Raw genomic sequence first — 26067 nt, 5'->3', positions numbered from 1 at the left:
GGTTGCCGTTGGCGTTGTTAGGACGAAGTTCTTTGTAAGGTGCTTTGGGCTGAGGTTAACCACAATGTTGCGACTGTACGGGATCCCAACCTCCGGAAATTGCTACAAAGTGGAATTGCTCCTCAAGCAATTGGGGATCCCCTATGAGACGGTTGAAGTCAACTCCAGGGCCGGAGAAAACCGCCGCCCCGAGTACCTGGCCAAAAACCCCCTGGGCCAGATCCCGGCTTTGGAACTGGAAGATGGAACGGTCTTGGCCGAGTCCGCCGCGATCTTGGTCTACCTGGCAGAAGACACCCCCCTCTACGGCCAAAACAAGTTGGAACGGGCCGAGATTTTGAAGTGGTTGCTTTTTGAACAAACCCGCATTGCCCGCTACATCGCCACCACTCGCTTCTGGGTGCGGGCCGGCCAAGCAGAGGCCCATGCTGACGTGATCGCCCAGAACTTGAAATCTGGAACAGAGGCCTTGGAGATCATGGAAGGCCACCTGCAGGGGAAAGCATTTTTTGTGGGCAACTGCTACACCATCGCCGATCTCGCCCTTTTCACCTACACCCATGTGGCGGAGCAGGGCGGGTTTGACCTCAAGCCCTTTCCTCAGATCCGAGCCTGGTGTCAGCGGGTGAAAGCCACCGACCGCTTCTTCCCCCTCCCCGGAGCCTAGAACGCCTTCCGCTAGTTGCTGGCTCCCTCCATGCCCTCTAGCAACTGGCCCAGATACCAAATCTCGACCTCGCTGGCCACATCTCCCTCAGCCAAGAAGGGCGTGCCATCTTGAAAGTTGAGCGGCCCCTTGAAGAGCTGAATGCTGCCATTCCCCAAGCCAGCAATAAACTCCTCCAGCTTGGCCTTGTCTTCCGGCTTCAGGGCTTCTCCCATGATGAACCCCGCCGAAGACGTGTCCGGGTTGTTGATATCCGACCAGTCGATGGGCGGACGCAGGAATTGGCTCTCGAAGGTGCCCGCGCGAGCTGCCTCGATCAATTGCTTGTATCCTGGCCCCCAGTTGTAGTAGGAAACCCCCAGGCAAATTTCGGGCGCAAAGTTACAACCGCTGGCCAGGCCGTAGTGGGTGTAGCGCACTCGCTTTCCGGCCTCAGCAGCCCGCTTGCCTTGTACCGCCGCCTCCGGCGTATCCAACCCCGACATCACCACATCAAAGCCGCCGTTGTAAAAGTCATCGGCAACCTTGCTTGGATCCAAAGTAACCCCTGGAATGTTGAACCAGAAGCCAATCCAGGTCACCCGGAACTGCAACTCTTCAGGACGATCTCGGTAAGTTTCCCAGCAGTATTTGGCCCCCAAGTAAGCAGCAGCAGCGTAACGGCGGGTTTCATCGTTGATCAGAGGTCCCAACAGGCCAATTTTGCCGGTTTCGGAGCCCAGGGCTGCAGCACAGCCAGCCACCATGCGCATCGCTTCCATCTGGGGCATGATGTTGGCCAAGTTGGGCAGATCGATGTAATTTTTCCCTTCCTTCCAGGCCATGTCCCCAGAAGCATGGATAACTGCGATCTCAGGATGCTTGCGGGCCGTTTCAATCGCGTCGTCTTTGTGGTCATCGGAAGTAAAGATGATAACCTTGGCCCCTCGGGCGATCATGTCATCCGCCACCTGGGAGGCGCGCACATTGGGCCGATCCGCCGGGTTCACCTTATCCAGGTAATCAAACTCGACACCGGGCAACTTGGCCTTGACGTATTCGCTGCCCTCCACATGCGCCTGGCTCCAGCCGCCATCCTGCATCGGCCCCACCAGCACCATGCCCACTTTGAAGGTCTCCTGCGCCGTTGTGGGGGTGGATCCCAGTAGAGCGGCGACTGCCAGGCCAATAGCCCAGCCTCTCGAGGGAGAAAAAGCGCGGGTAAGATTCCAGTTCACAGGCAGCTCCAACAGAACAGGGATCCAAAGCCGGAAGACTACATCCATCATCGGGATCCCGCTGCAGATCGCTGTATCTGAGAATACAAAAAGGCGCTTGGCAAACGACGTGGAAGCCAGCAGGGGCTCAGGGAGAAATTTATCGTTCCTTCAGTTCCCGCTGAATCTCCCGCTGGGTTTGCCGCTCTTTGATTGCCTGCCGCTTGTCGTGGAGCTTTTTGCCGCGGGCCACGCCCAGATGGGCTTTGATCCAGCCGCGGTTGAGCACCAGCTTGAGGGGAACCACGGTCAGGCCCTTTTGTTCCACCAAGCCCCGTAGGCGGTCGATCTCGCGGCGGTGCAGCAGCAACTTGCGGCGGCGGGTAGGGTCGTGGTTAAACACTTTGCTGGCGGTGTCATGGGGGGAGATGTGCAGATTGTGCAGCCATGCTTCCCCATCCCGAAAGAGGGCAAAAGCGTCTTGCAGGTTGGCTTTGCCCGCTCGTATCGATTTCACCTCTGTGCCGGTCAGTTGGATCCCGGCCTCATAGGTCTCCAAGATGTCGTACTCGAAGCGGGCGCGACGGTTGTCAACCAGGGTTTTGACGTTGGGATCCACAGCCATAGGCTTTCAGTAGACCAGAGGGCCTAACGAGAGGTCAGGGATCTCTCCAATTTTCGCACCGCCCGCCCAACCAAGCGCTCGGATTTGCCGCGCCAGAGAAAGCGAATGGGGGTACCGGTAAAGTCCAGGTTTTGCCGGAAGTGCTTTTCCAGGAAGCGGCGGTAGTTATCCTTAAACAAATCGGGATCGTTGACAAACAGAACAAAGGTGGGGGGCCGATCCGCCACCTGGGTGCCGTAGTAAATTCTGCCCTGCTTGCCCTGGCGGTTGGTGGGGGGCGATTGCCAGGCAAGAGCATCCTGGAGCACTTCGTTGACCACAGCGGTGGGAACCCGTTTGCGGTGGGCGGCCACCACGGTATTCACCTGCTCAAAGATTTTGTGGGTGCGTTGCCCGGTGAGGGCGCTGACAAACAGAAGCGGCGCCCATTCAATAAAGTAAAGCCTGTCGCGAATCTCGCGGGTGAACTCGTTGATGGTGTGGGTATCTTTGTTTTCTACTGCATCCCACTTGTTGACGACGACAACGCAGGCGCGGCCCTCTTCTTCGATGCGCCCGGCCAGCCTCTGATCCTGTTCGGTAACCCCCTCCAAAGCATCGATCACCAGCAGCACTGCATCCGAGCGCTGGATGGCCTTGAAGGCCCGGTTGATGCTGAAGAACTCAATGCCGTACTGCACGCGGTTTTTTTTGCGGATGCCGGCGGTATCGATGAGGCGATAGGGCTGCCCTTCCCAGGTGACCACGGTGTCGATGGCATCGCGGGTGGTGCCGGAAATGGGGCTGACGATGGCCCGCTCGGATCCTACCAGGCGGTTGAGCAGGCTGGATTTGCCCACGTTGGGCCGCCCCACAATCGAGACGGCAATGGGATCCGGCTCACCCACCGTTTCTTCGGTCACTTCGGGCAAGTGAGCCAGCACCGCCTCCAACAGCTCGGCTACCCCATTGCCATGAATGCCGGAACAGGGGATCGGATCCCCCAGCCCCAGCTCCCAAAAGGCTGCTGCCTGAGCCAGGCCCATCTGCCCCGACTCGCACTTGTTTACGGCCACCACCACCGGCAGGGGTTGTTTGCGCAGCCAATCGGCCACTTCTACATCGGCGGGTGTCAGTCCCTCTCGGCCATCCACCACGAAGATCACGGCCTGCGCCTCGGCCATGGCTGCCATCGCTTGCTGGCGAATGTGGGGTAAAAATTCGCTGTCATCCCCAAAAACCAGGCCGCCGGTGTCCACCACCCGCAAGCGGCGCCCGTTCCACTCCACCTCCTGGTACAGGCGATCCCGGGTCACGCCGGGCTCATCGTGCACAATGGCCGAACGCACCCCCGCCATGCGGTTGACGAGGGTGGATTTGCCCACGTTGGGGCGGCCCACAATGGCCACAAGAGGTAGGGGCACTGTTGGCTCGTCGATAACTTGGGATATCTATCCTAGCTGTTTGGGATCCCAGATGTCCAAAGCCGCCAATCTCGATCATTGCTTTGGATGCAGGTCTGGCGGTAAGTTAGGTACCTATCCTCCCATCAGGCACCGGCTGTGCCCCTTCCCCATTCTTGCCATGAACCGCGCTCTCGTTCCCGCCCAGCGGCTGAACAAGCTGCCCGCCTATGTCTTCGCCCGCTTGGATGAGCTGAAGGCCCGCGCCCGCCAGCAGGGGTTGGATTTGATCGATCTGGGCATGGGCAACCCCGATGGTCCCACCCCACAGCCGGTGGTGGAGGCGGCGCAGGCGGCCATTGCGGATCCCGCCCACCACGGCTACCCGCCCTTTGAGGGCACGGCCAGCTTCCGCCAGGCGATCACGGATTGGTACTGGCGCCGCTACGGGGTGGAGCTGGATCCCAATGGAGAGGCGCTGCCTTTGCTGGGATCCAAAGAGGGGCTGACCCACCTGGCTCTGGCCTATGTGGATCCCGGAGATCTGGTGTTGGTGCCCAGCCCTGCCTATCCAGCCCATTTTCGCGGCCCCATGATTGCCGGCGGGCAGATCTACCCGATGATGCTGCGCCCCCAGAAGGGGTGGTTGATCGATCTGCAAGAAATACCGCCGGAAGTGGCTCAGCAGGCGCGGGTGCTCTACTTTAACTACCCCAACAACCCGACGGCGGCAGTTGCGCCCCGCTCTTTTTTTGAGGAGGTGGTGGAGTTTGCCCGCCGCTACGATCTCATCCTGGTGCACGACCTGTGCTATGCCGAGCTGGCTTTTGACGGCTACCGGCCCACCAGCCTGCTGCAGATCCCAGGCGCCAAGGACTTGGCAGTGGAGTTCCACACCCTCTCCAAAACCTACAACATGGCCGGCTGGCGGGTGGGATTTGTGGTGGGCAATCGCCAGATCATCCAGAGCTTGCGCACCCTGAAAACCAATCTCGACTACGGCATTTTTGCCGCCATCCAAAAGGCCGCCGAAACTGCCCTGCGCCTGCCGGATAGCTACCTGGAGCAGGTACAAGAGCGCTACCGCCGCCGGCGCGACTATCTGATCGGCCGCCTAGCGGAGTTGGGCTGGCGGATCGAGCCGCCACTGGCGACGATGTATCTCTGGATCCCTACCCCCCGCGCTGCCGACGGCACCCCTGAGGGATCGACGGAGTTTGCCCTGCGGGTGCTGGAATCTACAGGCGTGGTCGTAACCCCCGGCAGCGCTTTTGGAGAGGGAGGAGAGGGCTACGTGCGGATTAGCCTAATTGCCGATTGCGAGCGCATAGGTCAGGCTATCGATCGCTGGGCGGAAGCTGGGATCCGCTACTGCTGAGCCATAGGATGAAGGAGCCGCGAGGATCCCTTCTGGCAAGGATCTGAAGGATTTAGATCAATAGCCATTCTCGATCCTCCGTCACCCCCGGCCTCTCTCCCAGGGGGAGCTAGGGATCAACGCGACAAACCCTTTGATTGGCTACTTGAAGTGACCGCATATAGTCGTTTCAGGTTAGGGTGAGACGCCTGCGCCACTGAGAAAAGCCCTATAGACCCGTTCCTTCAAAGTTTTAGGGTGGTTGCAGTGTCCTGGCTTGAATCGAAATGACCGTAATTCTCAGTCCTTGGGAAGTTGATACTGCTCCACAATCCGCCGGGCAAAGGGGGGCACGTGCTGCTCCAACTTCTGGGGATAGTGGCGGCGCACATAGAGGTAGTTACGGGTGAAGTGGGAATCGATGGAAAAACGGGCATATTCCAAACCGCGTGGCCCAAACCGCTCGATCACCGCCCCCATGATCTGGGCCAACCACATCGGTAGGGTCAGGGCTTGATCGTAGGCAGGGATCCCCTGCTGCACTGCCGCCCTCCGGGATCCCTGCGAGATCACCGGTTGGGTTTCCAGCTCCTCCCAGACTAAGTCCAACAGCTCTTGCCCCCGCTGATTGCGCACCAGCAGCCACTGCCAGCCCAAGGGGGATCCCATGTAGCCCACCACCAGATCTGCCAGAGCATTCACATAGTCAAAACAACTGAGGCAGGAGGGGGCAAACACGTCCTTGAGTTCTTTGGTCTTGAGGCCGAAGAAGGGCACCTTTTCCACCGAGCCATCTTCGTGTTTGAAGTGGATGTGGAAGTCTTGCATAAACTCGTAGTGCACCACCGTCTGTGGGGAGCGGCTGGTGGTTTCTAGAAACTTTTGCAGCCCGGCACGGCTGACATTGTCCACACAGGGCGTGCCCAACACGTACAGCTTCTCCAGGCCCAGTTTTTTTTCCACCGCCCGCAAAGCCTGAATTTGGCAGCCCACCCCGATCACCAATAGGCGCTTGAGGCCGCTTTGCTCCACCTGCTCCAACACAGACAAGTTGGGAGAAAGAGTTGGCTTGTTAACTCGCGCCGCCCAGACCGCTTCGGGGGTACGGGCCAGGATGGGCCGTGGCTGAAAGCGATCCCGCTCATCCGCCTGCACGCACACCACCCCTTCCACCAAGCCAGTGGTGAGGGCCTTCATGCCAATGCTGCTGACAATGCCCGTCCACTGGGCCCCCGGGATCGGATCCCGCTTGCGGGCTGTGTACATCGCCTCGTAGACACCGAAGTAATCGGTATCGGTGACGGCAAGGGATCCTGAGCGCAGCGATTCCCGGGATCGCCCGTGGGTCTGTTCTTCCAACTGGGTCAGTTGCTGGTCCAAGAAGGCACAGGCTTCTCTGACCTGGGCCACGTAGCGGGTATCGCAAAGGCCGCACTGGCTGCACAGCTCTTTGGCCGGATAGCGGCCGGAACGGATGGGCCGGGCTGGACGCGGTGAACGGGATCCCATGATTTCTAGTGTTTGCGTAAGCGGAACGGAGTCGAATGGATCTTTTGAGCTTTGCTATTTAAGCTTTCTTTGAGATCTAAAGACACAGGCACCTCAGGCGTTCGCAGCAACGGCAACCAAGGTGCTCTCTTCAGTTTGCGGCCAAAACGGCAGATAGCGGCAAAGAACTTCGAGGGATCCCTGCTAAAGGAGCGCAAAATTTCAGAGCCTCTATAGATTGCTGTAGCGTTCTTCGGCCCAGGGTTCACCGCCCATGTAGTAGCCGTTGCTCCCCCAAAAGCCCAGCTGATCTTAGGGGGGAAACTCCAGGCATATGGGTGAGGGATCAAAGTGCGCACCGGCCCTACCGGGAGCGGTTGTCCTTCCAGGGTATGAACCAGGTAGTTTTCGGGGCGGATGAACTCCTCCAGAGTCAGGTTGGTGGTGTAGCCGCCATAACAGTGTTGCATCACCGCCTTGGCCTCAGGAGCAATGGATACCAACTGCAACCCATCCGGGATCCACACCCCTGTCCAGTTGACATCCTCCATCTCCTTTCGGTACAACGCAAAGACTGGAGACACGGCACAGCTTGCCCACTGCTGTCGCCCCCATCTAGCCCCACCACTTGGCCGGTGTACTCCGTCATCGAAGGCTTGGTACTGCGCTGGAGTGGCCTTGAGGAGTTTGGCATCTCTGACCAGCGTGGGTGTATCTTATCGCAGGTCTAACAGGGCAAAAGCCGTCCTGGAAGGGCAGGGCTTTGGACCTAGCTTTTTGGTAAAGGTATGGGCTCTAGGGTGGAATCTTGCCCGTGACGGGCCTGTAGGATCGGGTCAACCGGGAACGAGGACTGGCGCTGCTTCAGGATCGGGGAGAATGGATCCCTGTTGGAGCCTGTGAATGGCTGCCGGGGATAGGGGAGAAGAGCCCGGAAGGGACTCCGTCCCGCTAACCCAAGCGGGTGAGGTTGATAAAGCCGACTGGTGGAACTGAGTTGAGCAATTTTGGGGTGCAGAGCGTGTTGTCGATGAACCTATGGAGTGCAGGGCTGTTGGGCCTTACCTTCAGCTCACCTGGAGAATTTGTCTTCCGCTTTCCCCCCGGCACCCCGCTGGTGGGAGGGCTGGGCCTACGCTGGTATGGCCTATTGATGGCAGTGGCCGTGTTGGTCGGCTTGATCTTGACCAAAGCGTTGGCAGAATCTCGTCATCTAGAGAAAGAGCCTGGCAAAGCCAGTGAACGAGTGGAGCTACTGGCCCTGTGGTTGGTAATATCTGGGTTTCTGGGCGCCCGCCTCTACTACGTCCTCACCCACTGGTCAGAGTTCCAAGACAACCCCCTCTCGGCCTTTGCCATTTGGCAGGGGGGTCTCATCATCCACGGTGGGGTGTTGGCCGGCGCGCTTGCCCTTTACCTCTATTGCCGCACCACCGGGATCAACGGCTGGAAGTACGCCGATGTGCTCACGCCGGGGTTGATTTTGGGCCAAGCCATTGGGCGCTGGGGCAACTTTTTCAACTCTGAGGCCTACGGTGCCCCTATTCCTCCCGACAGCCCTTGGCCGCTGCGGGTGTACATTCCTCCCCAAGCCCGCGAGCCGGAATACAGCCAATTTGAGTTTTTTCACCCCATCTTTTTTTACGAAAGCGTCCTCAACCTGCTTCTATTTGCCCTCTTGATGGGAATGTTCTGGCGCTTTCCCAAACTCAAAGATGGCACTTGGGTTTGGACCTATGTTGTCGGCTATAGCCTGATCCGCATCCCCTACGAAATCTTGCGCGTGTCGGCGGTGGCCTATCTGCCGGGAACTTCCATCAAAGCCGCCTATGTAGCCAGTGGCTTGGGCTTGGTGATCGGGATCGGCATGTTGATCTACATGTACCGGCTGCGCTTCGACCCCGATTTGGAACAACTGGCAGCGTGGTTATCGGAGCAAGCGGGATTAGCGCCAGAAGCAGCCCAAAACCTTCTGGAACGGGCTTGGGCTATTCAACAGAGACATCGCCGCGCCGACCTGTTGGATCGTGTCACCCTCGCCATGCCCCACTTTCCCGGCACCCTTGCCCCTCACCTGTCTCTTGGCCAACGGGAGCTGCTCATGCGGCAACTGTTTTGTCGCCTGGAAGGCAGGGATCCCTCTGAGGAAGGGCTGGCCCAAGCCAGTTAGTGCCGTGGCCATCAGGCTGAATCAGGGTCATTCCCTCACCCCCAAGGAGAAAGCAGGGCCAGGGAGCAAAACCTTTAGGCCAGCAGACCTCGGGCCAGCAAACCCGCCCCCCCTCCCATCAACACCAACAGCCAAGTGGGCTGGCGAAAGCGCATCAAGGCAATGAAGGCCGCTACCCCGATCCCCAAAGCCACCAGCGAAGCGGGAGTTGTTTGTTGTAGCAGCGCATTTTGGGCCAAGGGCACTGTAGCCGCAGCAACAGCCCCCAGGGCCGTTGGGGTAATTGCCTGCAGGGATCCCTTCACCCAAGCATTGTGCCGTATGCGCAACAGAACCGGAGCTGCCAGCAAAATAAAGGCAAAAGAAGGGGCAAAGATGGCCACTGTTGCCGTCAGAGCCCCCAGCACCCCTGCCACCTTGTAGCCGATAAAGGCTGCCGTCAGCACCACCGGGCCAGGAGTAAATTGCCCAATGGCCACCCCATCCAAGAACTCTGTCGGCGTCAACCAGCCCAACTGATCCACCACCTCGTCGGCGATGAAGGGGATGATCACCAGCCCTCCCCCGAAGATGGTGCCGCCTACTTTCAGGAAAAACAAGGTCAAAGGCCAGAAATAGGCACCAATCCGCTCCAGACCCCAAAAGCTGCTCAGGATAAGGGTTTCCGGTGGAACCGTGGCCACTACCGTCTGGGCCAACGTCAATACTGGCCAAGGGAGTAAAATCGGGATCCCCGATAGTGGGCCTTTTTTGGGCCCATACAGCAGCAGCCCCACCAGAGCCGCCAGCCCGAACAGCAACAGGATATTCACCCCCCCAATCAGCAGCAGGGCAAAGGCCGCCACCGCGATCAGCCCCCGGCTCCAATCCTTCACAGCTTTACGGCCCAGTTTCCAGCAAAAGGCCAGGATAATGGCGATCACCACCGGGGCCACCCCAAAAAACATCCCCTCTAGCTGCGGCACCCCCTGAAAGCGAAAGTAAAGCCAAGAAAAAATCACCTCGATCACAAAAGCAGGGGCAATGAAGCAAATCCCCGCCAGCACCGCCCCCAACCAGCCTGCCCGCACATAGCCGACATAGATCCCCATCTGGGTAGAAGCTGGCCCTGGCAACATTTCACATAGGCCCACCCCTTCGGTAAATTGTTCCTGGCTCATCCAGCCCCGCCGGATCACCGCCTCATCGTGTTGCATGGCGATGTGGGCTTGGGGGCCGCCGAAACCCAGGGATCCCAGCCGCAGGAATACCACGGCAATCTCTTTCAGGCGCGTTGAAAGGGAGGGCAAGTTGTCGGGGGCGTTTTCCGGCCTGGGGAACTGACCGGGAGCAGACTCAGAAGACATGGGCAAAGCCCGGCAAGACAACCCCGCCTATCCTGCCATCTGTCCGGGATCCCTTCAAGAGGACAACACTCGCCCGTTTATCCTTTCACCCAAACTGCCCCCTCAGGTCTTCAGGCTTCGCAACCACTCTTCCAGAGCGCGGATCGGCGCGGGATCCCGGTAGACGCGATCTTGACGTGCTTTCACCTGCTGGCCCATTTGCTCTCGCCACTCTGGATCCAAGCCCAACTGACTGGCAATCTGGACGTATTCATCGAGGGTGTGGGCGATGGTATCCAGGATCCCCATCTGCTGCAGGATGGCGTAGGTGTGGCGGCCCCGCAGCAGGGATCCGGGCAAGGTGACGATGGGCAGGCCGTGGGGCAGGGCTTCCAGGGTGGTGTTGCCCCCTGACCAGCCGAGGCTATCCAGGTAAATATCCCCCAGGGCGTTGTAGGCGGCATATTCTGCAGGCGAGAGTTCCGGTAGGAGCACCACATACTCTTCGGCAGCTAGGTCATAGGCCTGAAAGGCTCGTCGCAGCCGCTGCCAAAAGCGCTCGCGGATCCCTTGGGAGAGGCGGCCCCGCAAAAATAGAAATTGACACTTCCCCACTTCCCGGGCGATGCGGGGGAACACCTCGTCGTACTGAGGTAAGTACTTGAATAGGGATTGGGCGCAGAGGTAAAGCACCCTGTCGGGATCCACCCCCCAAGCTTGCCAGTCCACAGGGGCGGGGTCAACTTCTAGGGGAATATAGTAGGTGCCGATGCCAGGCAGGGGCAGGAGCTGCTCGGTGTAATGGCCGGCCCCGTCCGGCGGCTCCATCAGCTCGCTGCTGAGGAAAACGTCTATTGTCGGCAGGCCAGAAGTTTGCGGGTGGCCCCAGGCCATCGCCTGTACCGGCGCCAAGCGGAGGGCGGCCAGTTGGGCACAGACCGGGTCAATGCCCACTTCCGGGTAGAGGAGCACATCCAGCTGTGCCTCTCGAATAGCCGCTTGCCATTCTTCTATGCTGCGGGATCCGGCCACAAAGTGCTCAAAACGAGGGGGCAGGGAGCACGTGACCTCATCTTGGATGACCGAGGTGTGGAAGCCGTAGAGGGCCACTTGAGCACGATCCAGGGCTTCTACCCAGCCGCGAGTCAGGATCTTCCAAACGGAGTGATCCCGAAACAGGCCGGAGACAATGCCCACCCGCACTCGGCCAGAATGTCGCTGCCAGAGGACGGAGGACTGGGGATAGCGGGCCGCCATCACGTCCCTCACCAAGGATCCGTAGAGCTGCTGCAGATCGCGGTCGTTCTGGCCTTGGTAGGGCAAAAAGAAGGGTTGGACGGAGCCGATCCCGGCAGCTGCTCGCTCCAGGGTTTCGGGATCCCGCGGCAGGTGTTCCCAGCGGCCCTTCACCTGTTGTAGGGCTTGGCGGTAGCGCTCCCGAGCCACGGAAACTTGGTCTGCCGAGGCGTACAGCAAGGGCAACTGGCTAACACACCAGCCCAGGGCCGCGGCCAAGTCGGCGGGATCCGCTTGCCAGAGTTGGTAGAACAGCTCCGCCGCTTCCTCCTCCCGGCCACAATCCCGCAGCAGGATGGCCAGGGTGTAGGCGGCATCGGCAAAGTCCGGCTGCAGCTCCAGGGCCTGTCCCAAGGGGACAAGGGCCGCCTCCAAATCCCCCTGCTGCCGCAGCACCAGCCCCAGCTGGTACAAAACTTCCGCGTCCGGCCCCCCCTGCTCTAGGGCCAGTTGCAGGTGAGTTTTCGCCTCCGCCAGCTGCCCCGCCTGCTTGAGAACAATTCCCAAATTAAAGTGGGCGTCGGGAAACCAGGGCTGGTGGGCAAGGGCCTGCCGGATCAGGGCAATCGCGTCGTCCAGGGATCCCTGTTGCTGCCGACAGACCCCCAAGAGGTGCAGTGCCTCGGGGTGGGTGGGCTGGGCTTGCAGCACCTGCTGGTAAAGTGAGACAGCCTGTGGCCATTGCCCTGCCTGGTGATGGCGAACGGCTTGGGCCAACAGACGCTGCAGGTGCTCTCCTCTGTCCTTTCCAGCTCTGCCTAGGCCAAAGCCTTTCCCCGGTCCAGACACAGTGAGCTCCTCTCGCCGGCGGATCCTGGGCCTCTACCCCATCAGCCGTTGGGGAAATTGAGAAAGCCCGCCAAGGCCGGAGCAATCGGCAACAGGGTCATGACCATCAAAAAGAGGGCCAGCAATGCCAAAGCATCCCGCTGACCGTCGGTTTCAGTAATCTCATCCTGCGGTGGACGCTCTGGCTCGCGGGCGATGAACAGGATCAGCAGCGCCCAGTAGAGGGCCAAGACGTTGCTGATGGCCGCCACCGCCAAGGCAATCAGGGTGATGAAGGTGGCGCGGGCCGCCGTCTTCCGCCCGTACACCGCCTGCACAATGCGACCCCCGTCCAGCTGCCCTGCCGGCAGCAGGCTCAAGGCGGTGATTGCCAGGCCAATCCAGCCCACGGCAACAAAAGGATGAATGGGAACCAGCTCCGCCTGCAACTGGGATCCCAGCACCAGCCGCGCTAGGGTGCCTACCAGGATGGAGCTGCGGAAGATCTCCGTGGGCACATACAGACCCTCGGAGCCGGAGAGCTTCAGGCCAGCCAAGAGCACCAGCAGCGACAGGATCCCGCTCGCTGCCGGGCCGGCAAAGGCAATGTCGAAGAGGGCCTTGCGGCTGGGCACCGGCGATTGGATGCGGTTTAGGGATCCCAGCGTGCCGATCCCCAAGCTGGGGATAACAAAAGCAGGGCTGAGGCGCACGCCGTACTTGCCCGCCATCCAGCGGTGTCCGGTCTCATGCACCAGCAAGATGGCGAAGATCCCGGCCGCCACCGGCAGGGCTTCCACCCAGCGCCCCGGCGCATCCAACAGCCGGAAGCCCAAGAGATTGGCTCCCACCTCCAGGGTGGCAAGAAAGCTAGCCAGCAGCAAGCCGGCTGCCAGGATCTGCGCCCCTCTTGAGGCGCGGTAGTTGACAATCTCATCCGGCAAGACCACCACCGCCGGCTTTTCCGCCGGATCCTCCACCAAAAAGAGCTGGTAGCGACTGCCCACCTGCTCTTTGAGCTTCTCCACCAGCAGGGGTACCACCACCTCCGCCTCCTGGCGCAGGTTGCCCTTAAAAATCGCCCCTTCCCCATAGGGGACGGTCTCGGTGACGAAAAAGGTATCGAGGCCGAAAATAGACTGAATGGCCTGCAGATCCTCAGCCGAGATCCGCTGCAGAACCGCAGGCGCTTCCAAAGGCGCCTCCCCTGCCGAAGGGGCTTCCCCCTGCTCTTCCAGACGAGCCAACTGCTCGCGACGGGCCTGCAGCTCCTGCTGGGCCAACTGGCGGGTCTTGCGCCCCACAGCAATGTAAAGCCCTGTAAACACCAGCAACAGCAGCAGGAAACCGGCAAAGTTGAGGTAGATTCCCAGCAGCAACAGCCCTAGGAAGACCACCCAGGGCAGCAGCAGCAGGGATCCCTGTAACCACACCCAAACGGCTAAGGATCCCCGCCGACGGGCTCTCCAGAAGCCCCAACCCAAAAAGGCCAGCGTTCCCAGCAAAAAGAGCGGCGTAATCTCAGCGGCAATGTTCATGGCTGACCTATGAGGCTGTACGGGTACCAAGCTGAGGGCAAGACGGCTCAAGCAGAAACAGCCGTTCCTTCAAAACGGGGCTCCGGCTGCTCCCACAGGTAGAAGCCAGCTTTCCGAGGTTTCAGGAGGAACAGCCGCAAAAACTGATAGAAGTTATCCAAGTAGAGGGGCAGCTTGCGCAAACCCTTGAAGGGGCCGGATCCCCGGGCAATCTCCCTCAGCTTAGCGTTGTTGGCCACGCACTTTTGCAGCCGCCGCACAAACTCAGGGTTTTCCACATCCAACACCACCGGGAACACCTTGGCCGCCTCGCGGTTGGTCTTGTAGATCACCTCCATGTCATAAGTATGGGGATCCAGCCCGATGAGGCGGTAGAAATCCGGGCGCTCTCCCACATCGTTGAGGTACATAGTGGCGAACACCGACAGCAAGAAGAAGCGGCACCACAGCTTGGCCACCCACCCCTGCAGCAGCCTGGGCTGGCTCAGGAGCATCAGCGCGAAGAAATCGCCGTGGCGGTTCTCGTCCTGGCACCAGTTCTTGAAGAAGTTGAAGATCGGGTAAACGCGATCCTCGGGGTGGGCCTCCAGGTGGCGGTAGATGAGAATGTAGCGCCAGTAGCCGATCTTCTCCGAGAGATAGGTGGCATAGAAGATGAAACGCGGCGCGAAATAGGTGTAAGACTTGTGCTTAGTGAGAAAGCTCAGGTCGAAGGCCATGTTGAAGTCGCCCATAGCGCGGTTCAGAAAGCCGGCATGGCGGGCCTCATCGCGGCTCATCAGGGCAAAGCACTCGGCCAAAACGGGGTTGGTCTCTTTTAGCTTGCGCGACAGCTCCTTGTAGAGGAGAAAACCGGAGAACTCGGCTGTACAGGAGCGCTCCAAGAACTCCACAAACAGCCGGCGCGCCTGCGGATCCAGGCGGCTTTCCCAGTCTTGGTTGAACTCCTCACCCCGGACGAAGTGATAGCGGTTGTAGTCGGCGCGAAACTCCTGCAGGATGGCCTGGAAATCGGCCTCTCGATCCCCTAAGCCCATTTTGCCGATGGCCTCGAAATCGGTGGTGTAGAAGCGCGGCGTCAGGATGGTCTCGGTGGGCACTCGCGCTTGAGTTTGAGCAGCTTGCAAACTGGGACTCATAGTGATTTAAAGCGGATGAAAAGGCCAGGTATACTCTCGCAGTTTACCAGCCTCTCTGGCCGTCGTGGGGATAAGAAGTGTTACCGGCAGGCTCTGAGAGATCCTTAAGACTCCACTGCCAGCGGCTGGGATCGCAAGGGATCCGTCAGCTCGCTGCCCTCCTCCGAAGGCGGGATCACCTGCCAAAACAGAGGCAAATAGGATTCCCAATTTTGCAGAATGCGCTCCGCTTTGGGGGAATGGGTGCGGCGATAGTGCTCCTGGATCAGGCTCTTCAGTTGTGCCTCTGCTGCTGCTGTCTGCACCCGCTGAATGCGCACGATCTCCCCGTTGACCTTGGCGGGAAAGTCGCCCTGCTCATCCAGCACATAGGCCAGGCCGCCGGTCATCCCCGCTCCCAGGTTGCGGCCCACCCGCCCCAGCACCACCACCACCCCACCGGTCATGTACTCGCAGCAGTGGTCGCCGGATCCCTCGATCACCGCCTGCGCTCCCGAGTTGCGCACCGCAAAGCGTTCCCCTGCCTGGCCGTTGGCAAACAGGGATCCGCCCGTGGCCCCGTACAAACAGGTGTTGCCCAGGATTACATTTTCCGCCGGATCGCGGGGCGCCTCAGGGGGAGCCAGGATGACGATCTCGCCGCCACACATGCTCTTGCCCACGTAGTCATTGGCTTCTCCTGTCAGGGTCAGGCGCATCCCCGCCAGTGTAAAAGCGCCAAAGCTCTGGCCGGCGCTGCCGACAAAGCGCAGATCCAACTGCCCCCCCTGTTGGGCGAAGCCGGTATCTCCGTACAAGCGGGCCAAGGTTCCGGCAATGCGCCCGCCCACACAGCGGTCGGTGTTGGCGATAGGGATCTCCACCGTGGCCGTGCCGCAGGTTTCCACCGCCTTCTGCACCTCCGGCTGAGCCAGGATCTGCTCATCCAGCACCGGGCCGTTGGAATGCACCGGCTCATGCTCCAACCAGTCGGGCAGGGTGTTGGGATCAAAACCGGGGGGAGTTCGCAGCAGACACTCCAAGTTCAAGGATGGGGTTTTCTGCAGAACGGCATCGGCCCGCGGACAGAGCAGATCCACCCGTCCAATCACCTCCTTCAGAGAGCGGTAGCCCAGTTGCGCTAAGACTTGGCGCACCTCCTCCGCCACAAAGGTGAAGAAGGTCACCACGTGATCTGGCGTGCCGGGGAAGCGCTTGCGCAACTCCTCCTTCTGGCTGGTCACTCCCACAGGGCAGTTGTTGGTGTGGCACACCCGCGCCATGATGCACCCCTCCGCAATCATGGCCACCGTGCCAAAGCCAAACTCTTCTGCCCCCAGCATGGCCGCCATCACCACTTCCCAACCCGTGCGAATGCCGCCATCCACCCGCAGGATGGAGCGCTGCCGCAGGCCGTTTTCCAGCAGGGCATGATGCACCTCCACCAGGCCCAGCTCCCAAGGTGCCCCGGCATGTTTGATGGAGCTCAAGGGGGAAGCCCCGGTGCCCCCTTCATGCCCTGAGATTTGAATGATGTCGGCGTTGGCCTTGGCCACCCCCGCCGCCACCGTGCCGATGCCCACTTCCGAGACCAGCTTCACCGACACCTGGGCCTGGGGGTTCACCTGGTGCAAGTCGAAGATCAACTGCGCCAGATCCTCGATGGAGTAGATGTCGTGGTGGGGCGGCGGCGAGATCAAGGTCACCCCCGGCTTGGAGCGGCGCAGCTTGGCAATGTAGGGACTCACCTTTTTGCCCGGCAGTTGCCCCCCCTCGCCCGGCTTGGCCCCCTGGGCTATCTTGATCTCGATTTGCTGGGCGTTGAGCAAATACTCTGGTGTCACGCCAAAACGCCCCGAGGCCACCTGCTTCACCGCCGAGCTGGCGTTGTCCCCCATGCGCAGCCCCTTCAGGTGGGGAAAGCGGGCCGAGGTGCCATCTGGGCCTACATCGGTGATGGGGGCATATCGCTCCGGATCTTCGCCCCCTTCTCCCGAGTTGGACTTGCCGCCGATGCGGTTCATGGCAATGGCCAGGGTCTCGTGGGCTTCGCGGCTGAGGGCCCCCAAGGACATCCCGCCTGTGGCAAAGCGTTTGAAAATCTCCGACACCGGTTCCACTTCCTCCAAGGGAATGGGATCCCGGTCGCTGCGGAAATCCAGCAGGTCTCGCAACGCGGTGGGGGTGCGGCTGCGCAGGTGCGCCCTGTAGATCTCATAGTGGGCAGGCTGGCCCGATTCGATGGCCTTGTGCAGCAGCTTGGCCATTTCCGGGCTGTTGATGTGGTATTCGCCTTTGGGCCGCGCCTGGATAAAGCCAAAGTTCTCCAGCTTTTTCGAGGTGAGTTCGGGGAAGGCCCGCTGGTGATTCACCATGCCCTCGCGGGCCAGATCTGCCAGCGTCATGCCCCCCACCCGCGACACCGTGCCGCGGAAGGCCAGGTCGATCACCTCTTGGCTCAGGCCAATGGCCTCGAAAATCTGCGCCCCGTGGTAGCTGGAGAGCAGAGAAATGCCCATTTTGGAGAGAATCTTGAGCAGCCCTGCCTCAATGGCGGCGCGGTACTTCAGTTGCACCTCGGCCAGGGAAAGCTGGGGCAACTTGCCGGTGGCCATCTGGGTTTGTGTCTTGGGCTTGTGCCACCACTGCCGCACAGCTTCATAGGCCAGATAAGGACAAACGGCGCTGGCCCCATAGCCGATCAAGCAGGCAAAGTGATGGGTGCTCCAGCATTGGGCAGTCTCCACCACCAGAGAGGTCTGCAGGCGCAGCCCTTCCTGGATGAGGTGATGATGGATAGCGCCCACTGCCAACAGAGGTGGGATCAGAGCCTGCTCGGCATTGAGGCCGCGATCCGAGAGAATCAAGATCTCAGCTCCCCCCCGCACTGCCTGGGCCGCCTGCTGGCAAAGGGCCCGTACTTGGGCTGCCAGTCCTTCTGGGCCAGCAGCCACCGGGTAGAGAATCGGGAGCGTGTGGCAGGGAAAAGGGGTATGCTGCAGAGCGGCCAGCTCCGCTTCGTTGAGCACCGGGCTGCGCAACTGCAACAGGCGGGCATGCTCAGGGCGGATCTCCAGCAGGTTGCCCTTGGATCCCAGATACACATCCAAAGACATCACCAGGCTCTCCCGCAGGGGATCGATGGCAGGGTTGGTGACCTGGGCAAAGCGCTGCTTGAAATAGTCGTAGAGGGGATGAGGCTGGGTGGACAGCACAGCCAGCGGCGCATCATCCCCCATGCTGAAGGTGGGCTCCTTGCCCGTAGCCGCCATCTCCTCGATGATCATCTCCACATCTTCTGAGGAGTACCCGAAGGCGGTTTGGGCTTGTAACAGTTGTTCTTCCGAGAGGTGAGGGGTATTTTCAAAGCCTTGGGTGCTGAGCTGAACGCGATGGGCTTTGAGCCATTCGCCGTAGGGGTGCTGGGCTGCCACCTGGGTTTTGATCTCCCAGTTTTTGCAGATTTGCCCGCTCTGCAGATCCACCGTCAGCATCTGCCCCGGGCCTAGCCGCCCTTTTTCCAAAATGTCGGTCTCCGGCAGAGGAACCACGCCAGCTTCCGAGGCCACCACCAGCAGACCATCGCGGCTGCGAGCGTAGCGGGCTGGGCGCAGGCCATTGCGATCCAACGTGGCCCCGATGGTTTTGCCGTCGCAGAAAACCACCATCGCCGGGCCATCCCAAGGCTCCTGCAGGCCGCCGAAGAACTCGTAGAAATCCACCACTTCCGGGTGATTCTGCAGTTCTGGCTGGTTGCGATAGGCTTCCGGGATCAGCACCATCATCGCCTGCTGAGTGGAGTAGCCCGACTGAATCAACAGCTCAAACACAGCGTCCAGGCCTGCTGAGTCGCTGGTGCCCGGGTCAATAATCGGCTTCAGATCCTCGACCGCTGTACCCCAGCGGGGATGGGAAAGGGTTTGTTCGCGGGCGGCCATCCAGTTGACATTGCCCAGGTAGGTGTTGATCTCGCCGTTGTGGCAGAGGTAGCGGAAAGGCTGAGCCAGCGACCAACGCGGCAGGGTATTGGTGCTGAAGCGGCGGTGGTAGGTGGCGTAGGTGGTGGTGTAGAGGGGGTTTTGCAGATCTCGATAAAACTGGCCCAGAACCGACGATTGCACCATGCCTTTGTAAACGACAACCCGGCAGGACAAAGAGGCAAAATACAGAGCATAAAAGCCAAACCGAGCCTCTACCCGCCGCCGAATGCGCCGCCGCAACAGATAGAGCTGCTGCTCTAGCTCGTCTCCTTCCAGCGTGGGATGGGTGAGGAGCATCTGCCAAATGGAGGGCATGGTCTGCCGCGCCATCGGCCCCAGGCAATTGGGATTGACCGGTACCTGCCGCCAAACCACCCGCTGCCAGTCGGTGGTGGTCAAGTACTCATCGATCACCTGCTGCACCGCCTGACACTCAGCAGGATCCTGAGGCAAAAAGACCATCCCCACCGCGCTGTGAGTGGGATCCCAAGCTCGAATTTCTTCCCTCTCTGCCTGCAACAGCGACCAGGGGATTGCCGTTGCAATGCCCGCCCCATCACCGCTCTGGCCGTCGCCGCCACAGCCACCCCGATGTTCCATACAGGTGAGGGCCTGAAGGGTTTTCTGCAAGAGGTCGTGGCTGGCTCTCCCCTGCTGATTCACCAAAAAGCCGACCCCGCAAGCATCCCGCTCTTGAAAGTGCCAGTTTTCCTGCAGGATAGGGGCCGAGACCTGAGAGGGATGGGGATTCATAGGAGTAAAAACAGTTTGGAATAAATCACGCTTTCAGAGGTGGAAAACCAGCATATCGCACTCCAATCCGACAGGAAAAGGGGGGCAGTCTCAAGTCACGGCTGGCTCTTGCCAACAGGGCAACCGTTGGGGCAATCGGCTCAGCGAAGTAAAGACAAAAAAGCTCGCCATGAACAGATTTTTCGAGTTTCTTCTGCGGCTTTCCCCGACGGACTGCGGACGATCTGAGAAAGCTAGGGCGAATGCGCCAGCTCACACCGGCTCCGCTCGCTGGCAACTGGCCCTGTGGAGAACTGCGGTAGGGAGACAGCCGTAGGGTATGTCCAGGAAGAGGGCAACCCCACAGGTGTACAACAGATGTACAAAGTCAGGCGTGCAACGGTCTATCGCTGGCTGAACCTAGAAGACCTTAGGCCGACAAAAGTCAAGACCCAGAAGCCAAAGATAGACTTGGCCGCCCTGCAGCAAGACATAGGCCAGGATCCAGGAGCTCAATTGTAAGGATAGAGCTCAGAGATTCGGGTCGCGCCAGCGGGACGGAGCTCTTGCCCTATTGACTATACTGGTGGTGCTCTGGGAGCAATGATACTATTACCCTAGATTTTTCGTGTTTCTGAGTAAGCTCATGCTGACTTGCCCAAGCCGTCATTCTTTTAACTTAGATACGACAAGATCCATAATGGAAAGCAGCATTATCGATGCCAGAATTGTCACAGGCAATTTATACCTGAATCTACTCAAAAGATTGTCTCAGAAGTCAATATATCCCTAGTTAATAAACTTAAGCGACTTTCCATTGCTGCTATATCTTATGTAAATGAACTACCAGAACTCTGGACAAAATTATGTTAATCACAAATCAACTTATCCTTCCCAAATCATGGAGGTCTACCCGTCAAAAGAGGTACTTTGATCCTGCGATGCGACGAGCTATTGCCATTTGTGCTAGCAGGTTGGAGCTTGAAAGCAGGACGAGCTTCCCAAACTTGTTCAGAATGATTGTTCAGAATGACTGTGTCTCCACATGGGTTGGAGTCAGTGTTGCCGAGAAAAGCCATATCCTTGCTAGATTGAAGTCATGGGATCCCTGACTCTACCCGGTAGAACTGAACTTTATGACCGTCCCTCTGATTCACAGCCGTGACGTTCTAGAGAGCCGTCTCAAGGAGATTCCTGCTGAACCCGGCGTATATTTGATGCGAGATGCCACGGATCAGATTCTCTATGTAGGCAAGTCCAAGAAATTGCGCTCTCGAGTGCGATCTTATTTCCGCCTCACCGGCGACCTGTCCCCTCGCATTCAGCGCATGGTAGCTCAGGTTTGCGAGATCGAGTTTATCGTAACCGACAATGAAAGTGAAGCTTTAGCCCTAGAAGATAATCTGATTAAAACCCATCAGCCCCCCTACAATGTTCTTCTCAAGGATGACAAAAAGTATCCCTATTTGTGCATTACCTGGTCAGAGCCTTATCCCCAGCTTTACATCACCCGCCATCGTCGCCTTGATCGGAATCAAGACAAATACTATGGCCCCTACACCGATGTTGGTCTATTGCGCCACACCCTTGGACTGGTCAAACGGATTTTTCCCTTGCGCCAACGGCCCAAACCTCTGTACAAAGATCGCGCCTGTTTGAACTACGACATTGGGCGCTGCCCCGGGGTATGCCAAGGCTTGATCAGCCCAGAAGAGTATCGCAAGACGCTGGCTCAAGTGGCCATGATCTTCCAAGGCCAGACAGATGAGCTGATCCAAGAGCTGCAAGAGAAGATGATCCAGGCCGCCGAACAGGAAAATTATGAGGCAGCCGCACGATATCGGGATCAAATTCGCGGTTTGGAACAATTGGGAGAATCCCAGAAGGTCTCTTTGCCTAACTCTACCGTCAGCCGTGATGCTCTGGCCTTGGCCATGAATGATTCACGAGCCTGCATTCAATTGTTTCAGGTGCGGGCAGGCAAGTTGGTGGGGCGGCTGGGGTTTGTGGCCGAAAACCGCGGTGACGACCCAGGCCTTATCTTGCAGCGGGCTTTACAAGAGCATTATCAATACTGCGATCCGGTGGAAATTCCCTCTGAGATTTTGACCCAGTATGAATTGCCCGATCACGATTTTCTGGAGTCTTGGCTGAGCCAGAAAAAAGGCCGCAAGGTCAGCCTTGTTGCCCCCCAACGGCAGAGCAAAGCTGAGTTGATCGAGTTGGTCGAGCGGAATGCCGAACTGGAGCTAACCCGCGCCCAGCGCCTGGCGGATCGGGATGCCGCGGCCTTGGAGCGCTTGGCAGAGGTCTTGGATTTGCCGGATGTGCCCCGTCGCCTAGAAGCCTACGATATTTCCCACATTCAGGGATCCGATGCTGTGGCCAGTCAGGTGGTGTTTATCGATGGCCTGCCTGCCAAACAGCACTACCGCCGCTACAAGATTCGCAACCCTGAGGTGCGCCCCGGTCACTCCGATGATTTTGCCAGCCATGCAGAAGTGGCCCGGCGTCGCTTCAGCAAAATGACCCCTGAGGATCAGCCGGATTTGGTGCTCATCGACGGGGGCAAGGGGCAGTTGTCGGCAGTCATGGCCGTCTTGGCGGATTTGGGGCTGGATCACCTGCCGGTAATTGCCTTGGCCAAACGAGAAGAAGAGATCTTTCTGCCGGGGGATCCCGTGCCCTTGCGGTTGCCGGCCCAAGATCCGGCTCGCTTGTTGTTGCAACGCCTGCGAGATGAAGCCCACCGATTTGCTCTCGCCTTTCATCGCCAGCAACGGAAAGCGCGTCAACATGCCTCTACGCTGGACGAGATCCCCGGCTTGGGCAAGTATCGGCAAAAGCTGCTGATGGAAGAATTTCGGTCGATTGCCCGCATTCAGGTGGCCTCAGAAGACCAGTTGGCTCAAGTGCCCGGCATTGGCCCGAAGATTGCCCGGCAGATTTACCGCTACTTTCACCCGGAAACTCAGGCGGGATCCCCGGAGACTGCAGGGGTGGAGTAGTTGAGAATCCGCGCAGGGATCCCTGCTCCCCCAGCACTCGGTGGGGTGATATCCACAGAAGCCTGAGCACCCTTCCTCGCCCGTGATTTTACGAGATCACGGGGGAACTTGTAGTGCGGAAAACATCGCTCAAAGCAAAAATGATACATAATCCCAAGGACAGGTGTTCTCAGTGCCCTGGTACTGCTTGCCAATAGGGGATCCTGATGCTGGCCGAACTTGATGTGCTCCTGGAAAATGCCCCCATTGGGATCTTTCGTGTGGATCTGCAGGGACGATACCGGTTTGCAAATGCCAAGCTTGCCGAGATATATGGCTATGCCTCCTCCGCTCATCTGATGCGCCATCTGTCGGATTTTGGCCATCGTCTTTATGTCGATGCTGCCGGTCGTCGTCAGATTTTCCAGGATCTGCTTGCAGGCAAAGTCGGCGATGGGAGAGTGGCGCAAGAGTTTTTGATCCACAGTCGCAAGGGCTTGGACTTGTGGGTGCGAGAACAAATTCAAGTTGTCCGCAATCCGGCAGGGGATCCCCTCTGTTTTGAGGGGTATGTGGAAGATATCACGGCGCGGAAGCAGGCTGAACAAGCGCTTGCAGAGAGCCAACTCCGCTACAAAAGGTTGGTTTGTGCTATCCCACAAGCCTTAATGATCTTTAGCCAAGAAGGCAAATGCCTGGAGCTGATTTCTTCCCCGGAGAATGCTTGTGTTGCCTCACTCCCAGCAGAGCACCTTCAGGGAAAAGCAGTGCAAGAGCTGTTCGGCTCTGAGGTTAGCGACCAACTCCGGAGGCTGATTGACCGTTGCTTGAGCAGCGGATCCCAGCAAACCTTGGAATATCCCCTAACCAACTCAGCGGGAGAGCTCCGTTACCAAGAAATTTGCATAGTTCCCTACGGAGCAAATTGCGTGCTTGGCTGCATTCAAGATATTACCGAGCGTAAGCGTCTAGAGCTGGCTTTGTTGGAGATTCAACAGCGATTCTGGGGTATTGTAGAGTCCTGCAATTTGGGCATTTCTCTGCTGCCTCTTGAGCCAGAATCCAAGCCACATGGCATGAACTCAGCCCTCAAGGATATAACAGGATATTCTGCAGAGGAACTGAAAGCTTTGCCTCTGGAGGCCTATATCCCAGATTTGGCTGATGTTGAAACCCTAAAAAACCTCTGGCAGGAGATGATCGAGGGTTGGCGCAGTCATTATGAATGGGAACATCGCTACACCCGAAAGAATGGCCAAATCATCTGGGTAAAGTCTCAGGTTTATGTTGTGAGAGATGAAGAACAAAAGCCTCTATTTGCCGTTCACTTCCTGGATGATATCAGCGAGCACCGATCCATCAAATCTGCTCTTGAGGAAATTCAAAACCAATTGCAGGGGATCTTCAACTTCTGTAGCCAAGGGATTGCTCTGATGAGCTTGGATCCTGATCCCCGGTATCTCAGCCTCAACCCGGCAATGGCAGAGATTACAGGGTACAGCGAGGAAGATTGGTCGGCTCTGAAAGCGGAAGATTACACTCCCTATCCCGAAGACCGAGAACGGGGCGAGATACTCTGGAATGAACTGCTTTCCGGGTACACCAACAACTATGAATATGAAAAGGTGATTTGCCGTAAAGATGGCAGAGAGATCTGGGTTCGCTTACAACTCTTCGCGGTGCGAAACGCTCAAAACGAGCCTCTGTTTGCCATCCAATTTCTAGAAGATATTTCCGAGCGAAAAAGGGCCGAAACTCACCTGCGAGAAAGTTTGGCCGATCTGGCCCGCAGCGAAGCACGTTACCGCGCTCTTTACGAAGCGATCCCAGATATGCTTTTGCAAGTGGATCGGCAAGGGCTAGTCTTGTCCTATAAGCCCCCCAGAGGATTTGCATCCGCCTATCCCGATGACCGCTATCCTAACCAGTACATTCAGGATCTGTTTCCAGAGCATTGGAAAATCTACTTTGCCCCTTTGCTAGAGAAAGCCTTTCAAACGGGAGAAATTCAGGTTATTGAATATCCGCTTCCCAAAACTTCTCAAGACACCGCGGAAGCATTGCCGGAATATCGCGAGGCCCGTCTGTTGCCCTTTGGGCCGGATGAGGCCATTGTTTTGGTGCGCGATATCACCCTGCGCAAGCGCCTGGAGCTGGCCCAGCAAACACGAGAAGCTGAATTAACAGCCCTGGTGCAACAGCGAACCCAGCAACTGGAACGCAGTCTACAGTTTGAATCGATTCTGCGCCGCCTCATCCATCAGATACGGGCAACTCTGGATGAAAGGCAGATCTTGCAGACAGTTGTGAACGAGCTGGGGAAATTTTTGGGCGTTCTTTTTTGCAATGTCGGCCTTTACGATAGCCGCCGAACCTACTCCCTGATCAGCTATGAATACACGACGCTTTCGACCTCTGGGGTCGGGGCTCGGGTTTGGATGAGAGATCTTCCCCTCTTCTACGAACAGCTATGGCGAGGCTGGTGCTTTCAACTGTGCGCTCGGGATCGCCAACGGGATCCCGACACTTTGCCCCCTTATTTGACCAAGCTGGCCTGCCCCATTGCCGACGATCAGGGCATTCTTGGGGATCTGTGGCTGGCCCGGCCCCCTGAGGAGAGTTTTAGCGATTGGGAAATCGATTTGGCCCAGCAAATGGCGGCCCAGTGCGCGATTGCCTTGCGACAGGCCAGGCTCTACCTCAGCAGCCAGGCTCAGGTGACGGAATTGAAAAAACTCAGCCAAATTAGGGATAACTTCCTGGCCGCCGTCTCCCATGAGCTGCGCACTCCCCTTACCAGCATTAGCCTCTCGGTTCACCTGTTAAGGTTAAGCCATCAAACCTCCCCCCTTACCCCTAAGCAAATTCAATATCTTGAGGTTCTGGAGCAGGAGTGCAAGCGAAAGATCTCCCTAATTAACGATCTTCTGGATCTACAAACTTTGTTGGGCGATAGGCTTACGCTGCCCTCTGAGAAGGTTAACTTGCCTTTCCTTTTGGCACCTCTCATCAATCGGTTCCAAGACTGGATGCGCAAGCGGCAGCAAACTCTAGAAGTTCACTGGGATCCCCACCTGCCCTATCTGCACACCCATCCCCGCCTGTTGGAACGCTTGGTCTGTGAGCTTTTGACCAATGCCCACAAATTCACGCCCGCCGGCGAACACATTGTCCTAGAGGCTGTTGCTTTAGGTTCCGACCGCTGGGAGCTGCGCTTGACCAACACGGGCACCACCATTCCCCTCGAAGAACAAGAACGCATTTTCGAGCGGTTTTATCGCATCCCCCACTCGGATCCCTGGCAGCAGGGGGGAACAGGCTTGGGATTGGCTCTGGCCCAAGCCATTGCCAACCACTTGGGCGGCTCTTTGCAGGTGGAAAGCACTGCCCACCAAACCACGTTTATTCTTCGCTTGCCCGCAGCAGAATCTTGTTGAC

General features: G+C 58.4%; 16 protein-coding genes and 1 pseudogene. 7 read left to right on the top strand and 10 right to left on the bottom strand.

Annotated features, from left to right (window positions below; genetic code table 11):
* Window positions 1–64: 64 nt before the first annotated feature.
* The gene (locus tag ACVWZG_RS02240; protein ID WP_457405492.1) at window positions 65–667 is read left to right on the top strand and encodes a glutathione S-transferase family protein; all 603 of its coding nucleotides are present in this window, start codon (window positions 65–67) and stop codon (window positions 665–667) included.
* Between the two features lie 11 nt (window positions 668–678).
* Here the strand turns inward: ACVWZG_RS02240 and ACVWZG_RS02235 are convergent, their stop codons facing one another.
* From ACVWZG_RS02235 to der, 3 genes are all read right to left on the bottom strand, one after another.
* Window positions 679–1935 (bottom strand): BMP family lipoprotein, encoded by a 1257-nt coding sequence (locus tag ACVWZG_RS02235; RefSeq protein WP_457405490.1) that lies wholly within the window; start codon window positions 1933–1935, stop codon window positions 679–681.
* Between the two features lie 88 nt (window positions 1936–2023).
* Complete coding sequence (gene smpB, locus ACVWZG_RS02230) at window positions 2024–2488, bottom strand: SsrA-binding protein SmpB (protein ID WP_011432891.1); 465 nt, start codon at window positions 2486–2488, stop codon at window positions 2024–2026.
* Between the two features lie 23 nt (window positions 2489–2511).
* The gene (gene der / locus ACVWZG_RS02225; protein WP_414356313.1) at window positions 2512–3891 is read right to left on the bottom strand and encodes a ribosome biogenesis GTPase Der; all 1380 of its coding nucleotides are present in this window, start codon (window positions 3889–3891) and stop codon (window positions 2512–2514) included.
* Between the two features lie 160 nt (window positions 3892–4051).
* Between der and ACVWZG_RS02220 the strand changes: the two genes are divergently transcribed.
* On the top strand, window positions 4052–5248 hold the full coding sequence (locus ACVWZG_RS02220; protein WP_414350355.1) for an aspartate aminotransferase: 1197 nt from the start codon (window positions 4052–4054) through the stop codon (window positions 5246–5248).
* Window positions 5249–5527: 279 nt separating this feature from the next.
* Here the strand turns inward: ACVWZG_RS02220 and ACVWZG_RS02215 are convergent, their stop codons facing one another.
* Window positions 5528–6736 carry a Coenzyme F420 hydrogenase/dehydrogenase, beta subunit C-terminal domain gene (locus tag ACVWZG_RS02215; protein ID WP_457405488.1) on the bottom strand — a complete coding sequence of 403 codons (1209 nt, stop codon included), beginning with the start codon at window positions 6734–6736 and terminating at the stop codon, window positions 5528–5530.
* Between the two features lie 5 nt (window positions 6737–6741).
* Window positions 6742–7299, bottom strand: coding sequence for a molybdopterin-dependent oxidoreductase (locus ACVWZG_RS02210; RefSeq protein ID WP_457415171.1), 558 nt, complete (start codon window positions 7297–7299; stop codon window positions 6742–6744).
* Between the two features lie 446 nt (window positions 7300–7745).
* On the opposite strand from ACVWZG_RS02210, the gene lgt reads away from it, so the two are divergent.
* Window positions 7746–8885: a prolipoprotein diacylglyceryl transferase gene (gene lgt, locus ACVWZG_RS02205; protein ID WP_414350359.1), complete on the top strand. Its 1140-nt coding sequence runs from the start codon at window positions 7746–7748 to the stop codon at window positions 8883–8885.
* Between the two features lie 74 nt (window positions 8886–8959).
* On the opposite strand, the gene chrA is transcribed toward lgt, so the two are convergent.
* The 5 genes from chrA to ACVWZG_RS02180 all read right to left on the bottom strand — a co-directional run bounded on the left by chrA (window position 8960) and on the right by ACVWZG_RS02180 (window position 19663).
* Window positions 8960–10231, bottom strand: a complete 1272-nt coding sequence (gene chrA / locus ACVWZG_RS02200) for a chromate efflux transporter (protein ID WP_011432884.1) — start codon at window positions 10229–10231, stop codon at window positions 8960–8962.
* Window positions 10232–10333: 102 nt separating this feature from the next.
* On the bottom strand, window positions 10334–12295 hold the full coding sequence (locus tag ACVWZG_RS02195) for an O-linked N-acetylglucosamine transferase, SPINDLY family protein (RefSeq protein WP_457405483.1): 1962 nt from the start codon (window positions 12293–12295) through the stop codon (window positions 10334–10336).
* Between the two features lie 41 nt (window positions 12296–12336).
* Window positions 12337–13812 carry a site-2 protease family protein gene (locus ACVWZG_RS02190; protein WP_457405481.1) on the bottom strand — a complete coding sequence of 492 codons (1476 nt, stop codon included), beginning with the start codon at window positions 13810–13812 and terminating at the stop codon, window positions 12337–12339.
* A gap of 47 nt (window positions 13813–13859) precedes the next feature.
* Window positions 13860–14951, bottom strand: coding sequence for a magnesium-protoporphyrin IX monomethyl ester (oxidative) cyclase (gene acsF, locus ACVWZG_RS02185; protein ID WP_457405480.1), 1092 nt, complete (start codon window positions 14949–14951; stop codon window positions 13860–13862).
* A 104-nt stretch (window positions 14952–15055) separates the two neighbouring features.
* A complete protein-coding gene (locus tag ACVWZG_RS02180) occupies window positions 15056–19663 on the bottom strand; it encodes a glutamate synthase-related protein (RefSeq protein ID WP_457405477.1) in 4608 nt (1535 codons plus the stop codon).
* Window positions 19664–19948: 285 nt separating this feature from the next.
* Between ACVWZG_RS02180 and ACVWZG_RS02175 the strand changes: the two genes are divergently transcribed.
* The 4 genes and pseudogenes from ACVWZG_RS02175 (at window position 19949) to ACVWZG_RS02160 (ending at window position 26066) form a co-directional block, all read left to right on the top strand.
* Entirely contained in the window at window positions 19949–20164 is a 216-nt protein-coding gene (locus tag ACVWZG_RS02175) for an IS630 transposase-related protein (RefSeq protein WP_457405476.1), read from the top strand.
* A gap of 168 nt (window positions 20165–20332) precedes the next feature.
* A pseudogene (locus ACVWZG_RS02170) lies at window positions 20333–20515 on the top strand (IS1/IS1595 family N-terminal zinc-binding domain-containing protein); the annotation flags it as partial.
* A 263-nt stretch (window positions 20516–20778) separates the two neighbouring features.
* The gene (gene uvrC / locus ACVWZG_RS02165) at window positions 20779–22650 is read left to right on the top strand and encodes an excinuclease ABC subunit UvrC (protein WP_457405474.1); all 1872 of its coding nucleotides are present in this window, start codon (window positions 20779–20781) and stop codon (window positions 22648–22650) included.
* 206 nt (window positions 22651–22856) lie between these two features.
* Complete coding sequence (locus ACVWZG_RS02160) at window positions 22857–26066, top strand: PAS domain S-box protein (protein WP_457405472.1); 3210 nt, start codon at window positions 22857–22859, stop codon at window positions 26064–26066.
* Window position 26067: the final 1 nt, after the last annotated feature.

It is taken from the genome of Thermostichus sp. OS-CIW-33, assembly GCF_054059615.1.
The sequence above is the reverse complement of the archived record's forward strand: the minus strand, read 5'-3'. Positions and strand labels throughout refer to the sequence as shown.

Excerpts from the sequence above, each read along its gene's own strand:
- ACVWZG_RS02190 (WP_457405481.1), bottom strand. The coding sequence starts at position 13,812 with ATGAACATTGCCGCTGAGATTACGCCGCTCTTTTTGCTGGGAACGCTG.
- ACVWZG_RS02160 (WP_457405472.1), top strand. The coding sequence starts at position 22,857 with ATGCTGGCCGAACTTGATGTGCTCCTGGAAAATGCCCCCATTGGGATC.
- ACVWZG_RS02215 (WP_457405488.1), bottom strand. The coding sequence starts at position 6,736 with ATGGGATCCCGTTCACCGCGTCCAGCCCGGCCCATCCGTTCCGGCCGC.
- ACVWZG_RS02220 (WP_414350355.1), top strand. The coding sequence starts at position 4,052 with ATGAACCGCGCTCTCGTTCCCGCCCAGCGGCTGAACAAGCTGCCCGCC.
- chrA (WP_011432884.1), bottom strand. The coding sequence starts at position 10,231 with ATGTCTTCTGAGTCTGCTCCCGGTCAGTTCCCCAGGCCGGAAAACGCC.
- ACVWZG_RS02240 (WP_457405492.1), top strand. The coding sequence starts at position 65 with ATGTTGCGACTGTACGGGATCCCAACCTCCGGAAATTGCTACAAAGTG.
- ACVWZG_RS02235 (WP_457405490.1), bottom strand. The coding sequence starts at position 1,935 with ATGATGGATGTAGTCTTCCGGCTTTGGATCCCTGTTCTGTTGGAGCTG.
- acsF (WP_457405480.1), bottom strand. The coding sequence starts at position 14,951 with ATGAGTCCCAGTTTGCAAGCTGCTCAAACTCAAGCGCGAGTGCCCACC.
- ACVWZG_RS02180 (WP_457405477.1), bottom strand. The coding sequence starts at position 19,663 with ATGAATCCCCATCCCTCTCAGGTCTCGGCCCCTATCCTGCAGGAAAAC.
- smpB (WP_011432891.1), bottom strand. The coding sequence starts at position 2,488 with ATGGCTGTGGATCCCAACGTCAAAACCCTGGTTGACAACCGTCGCGCC.
- lgt (WP_414350359.1), top strand. The coding sequence starts at position 7,746 with ATGAACCTATGGAGTGCAGGGCTGTTGGGCCTTACCTTCAGCTCACCT.
- uvrC (WP_457405474.1), top strand. The coding sequence starts at position 20,779 with ATGACCGTCCCTCTGATTCACAGCCGTGACGTTCTAGAGAGCCGTCTC.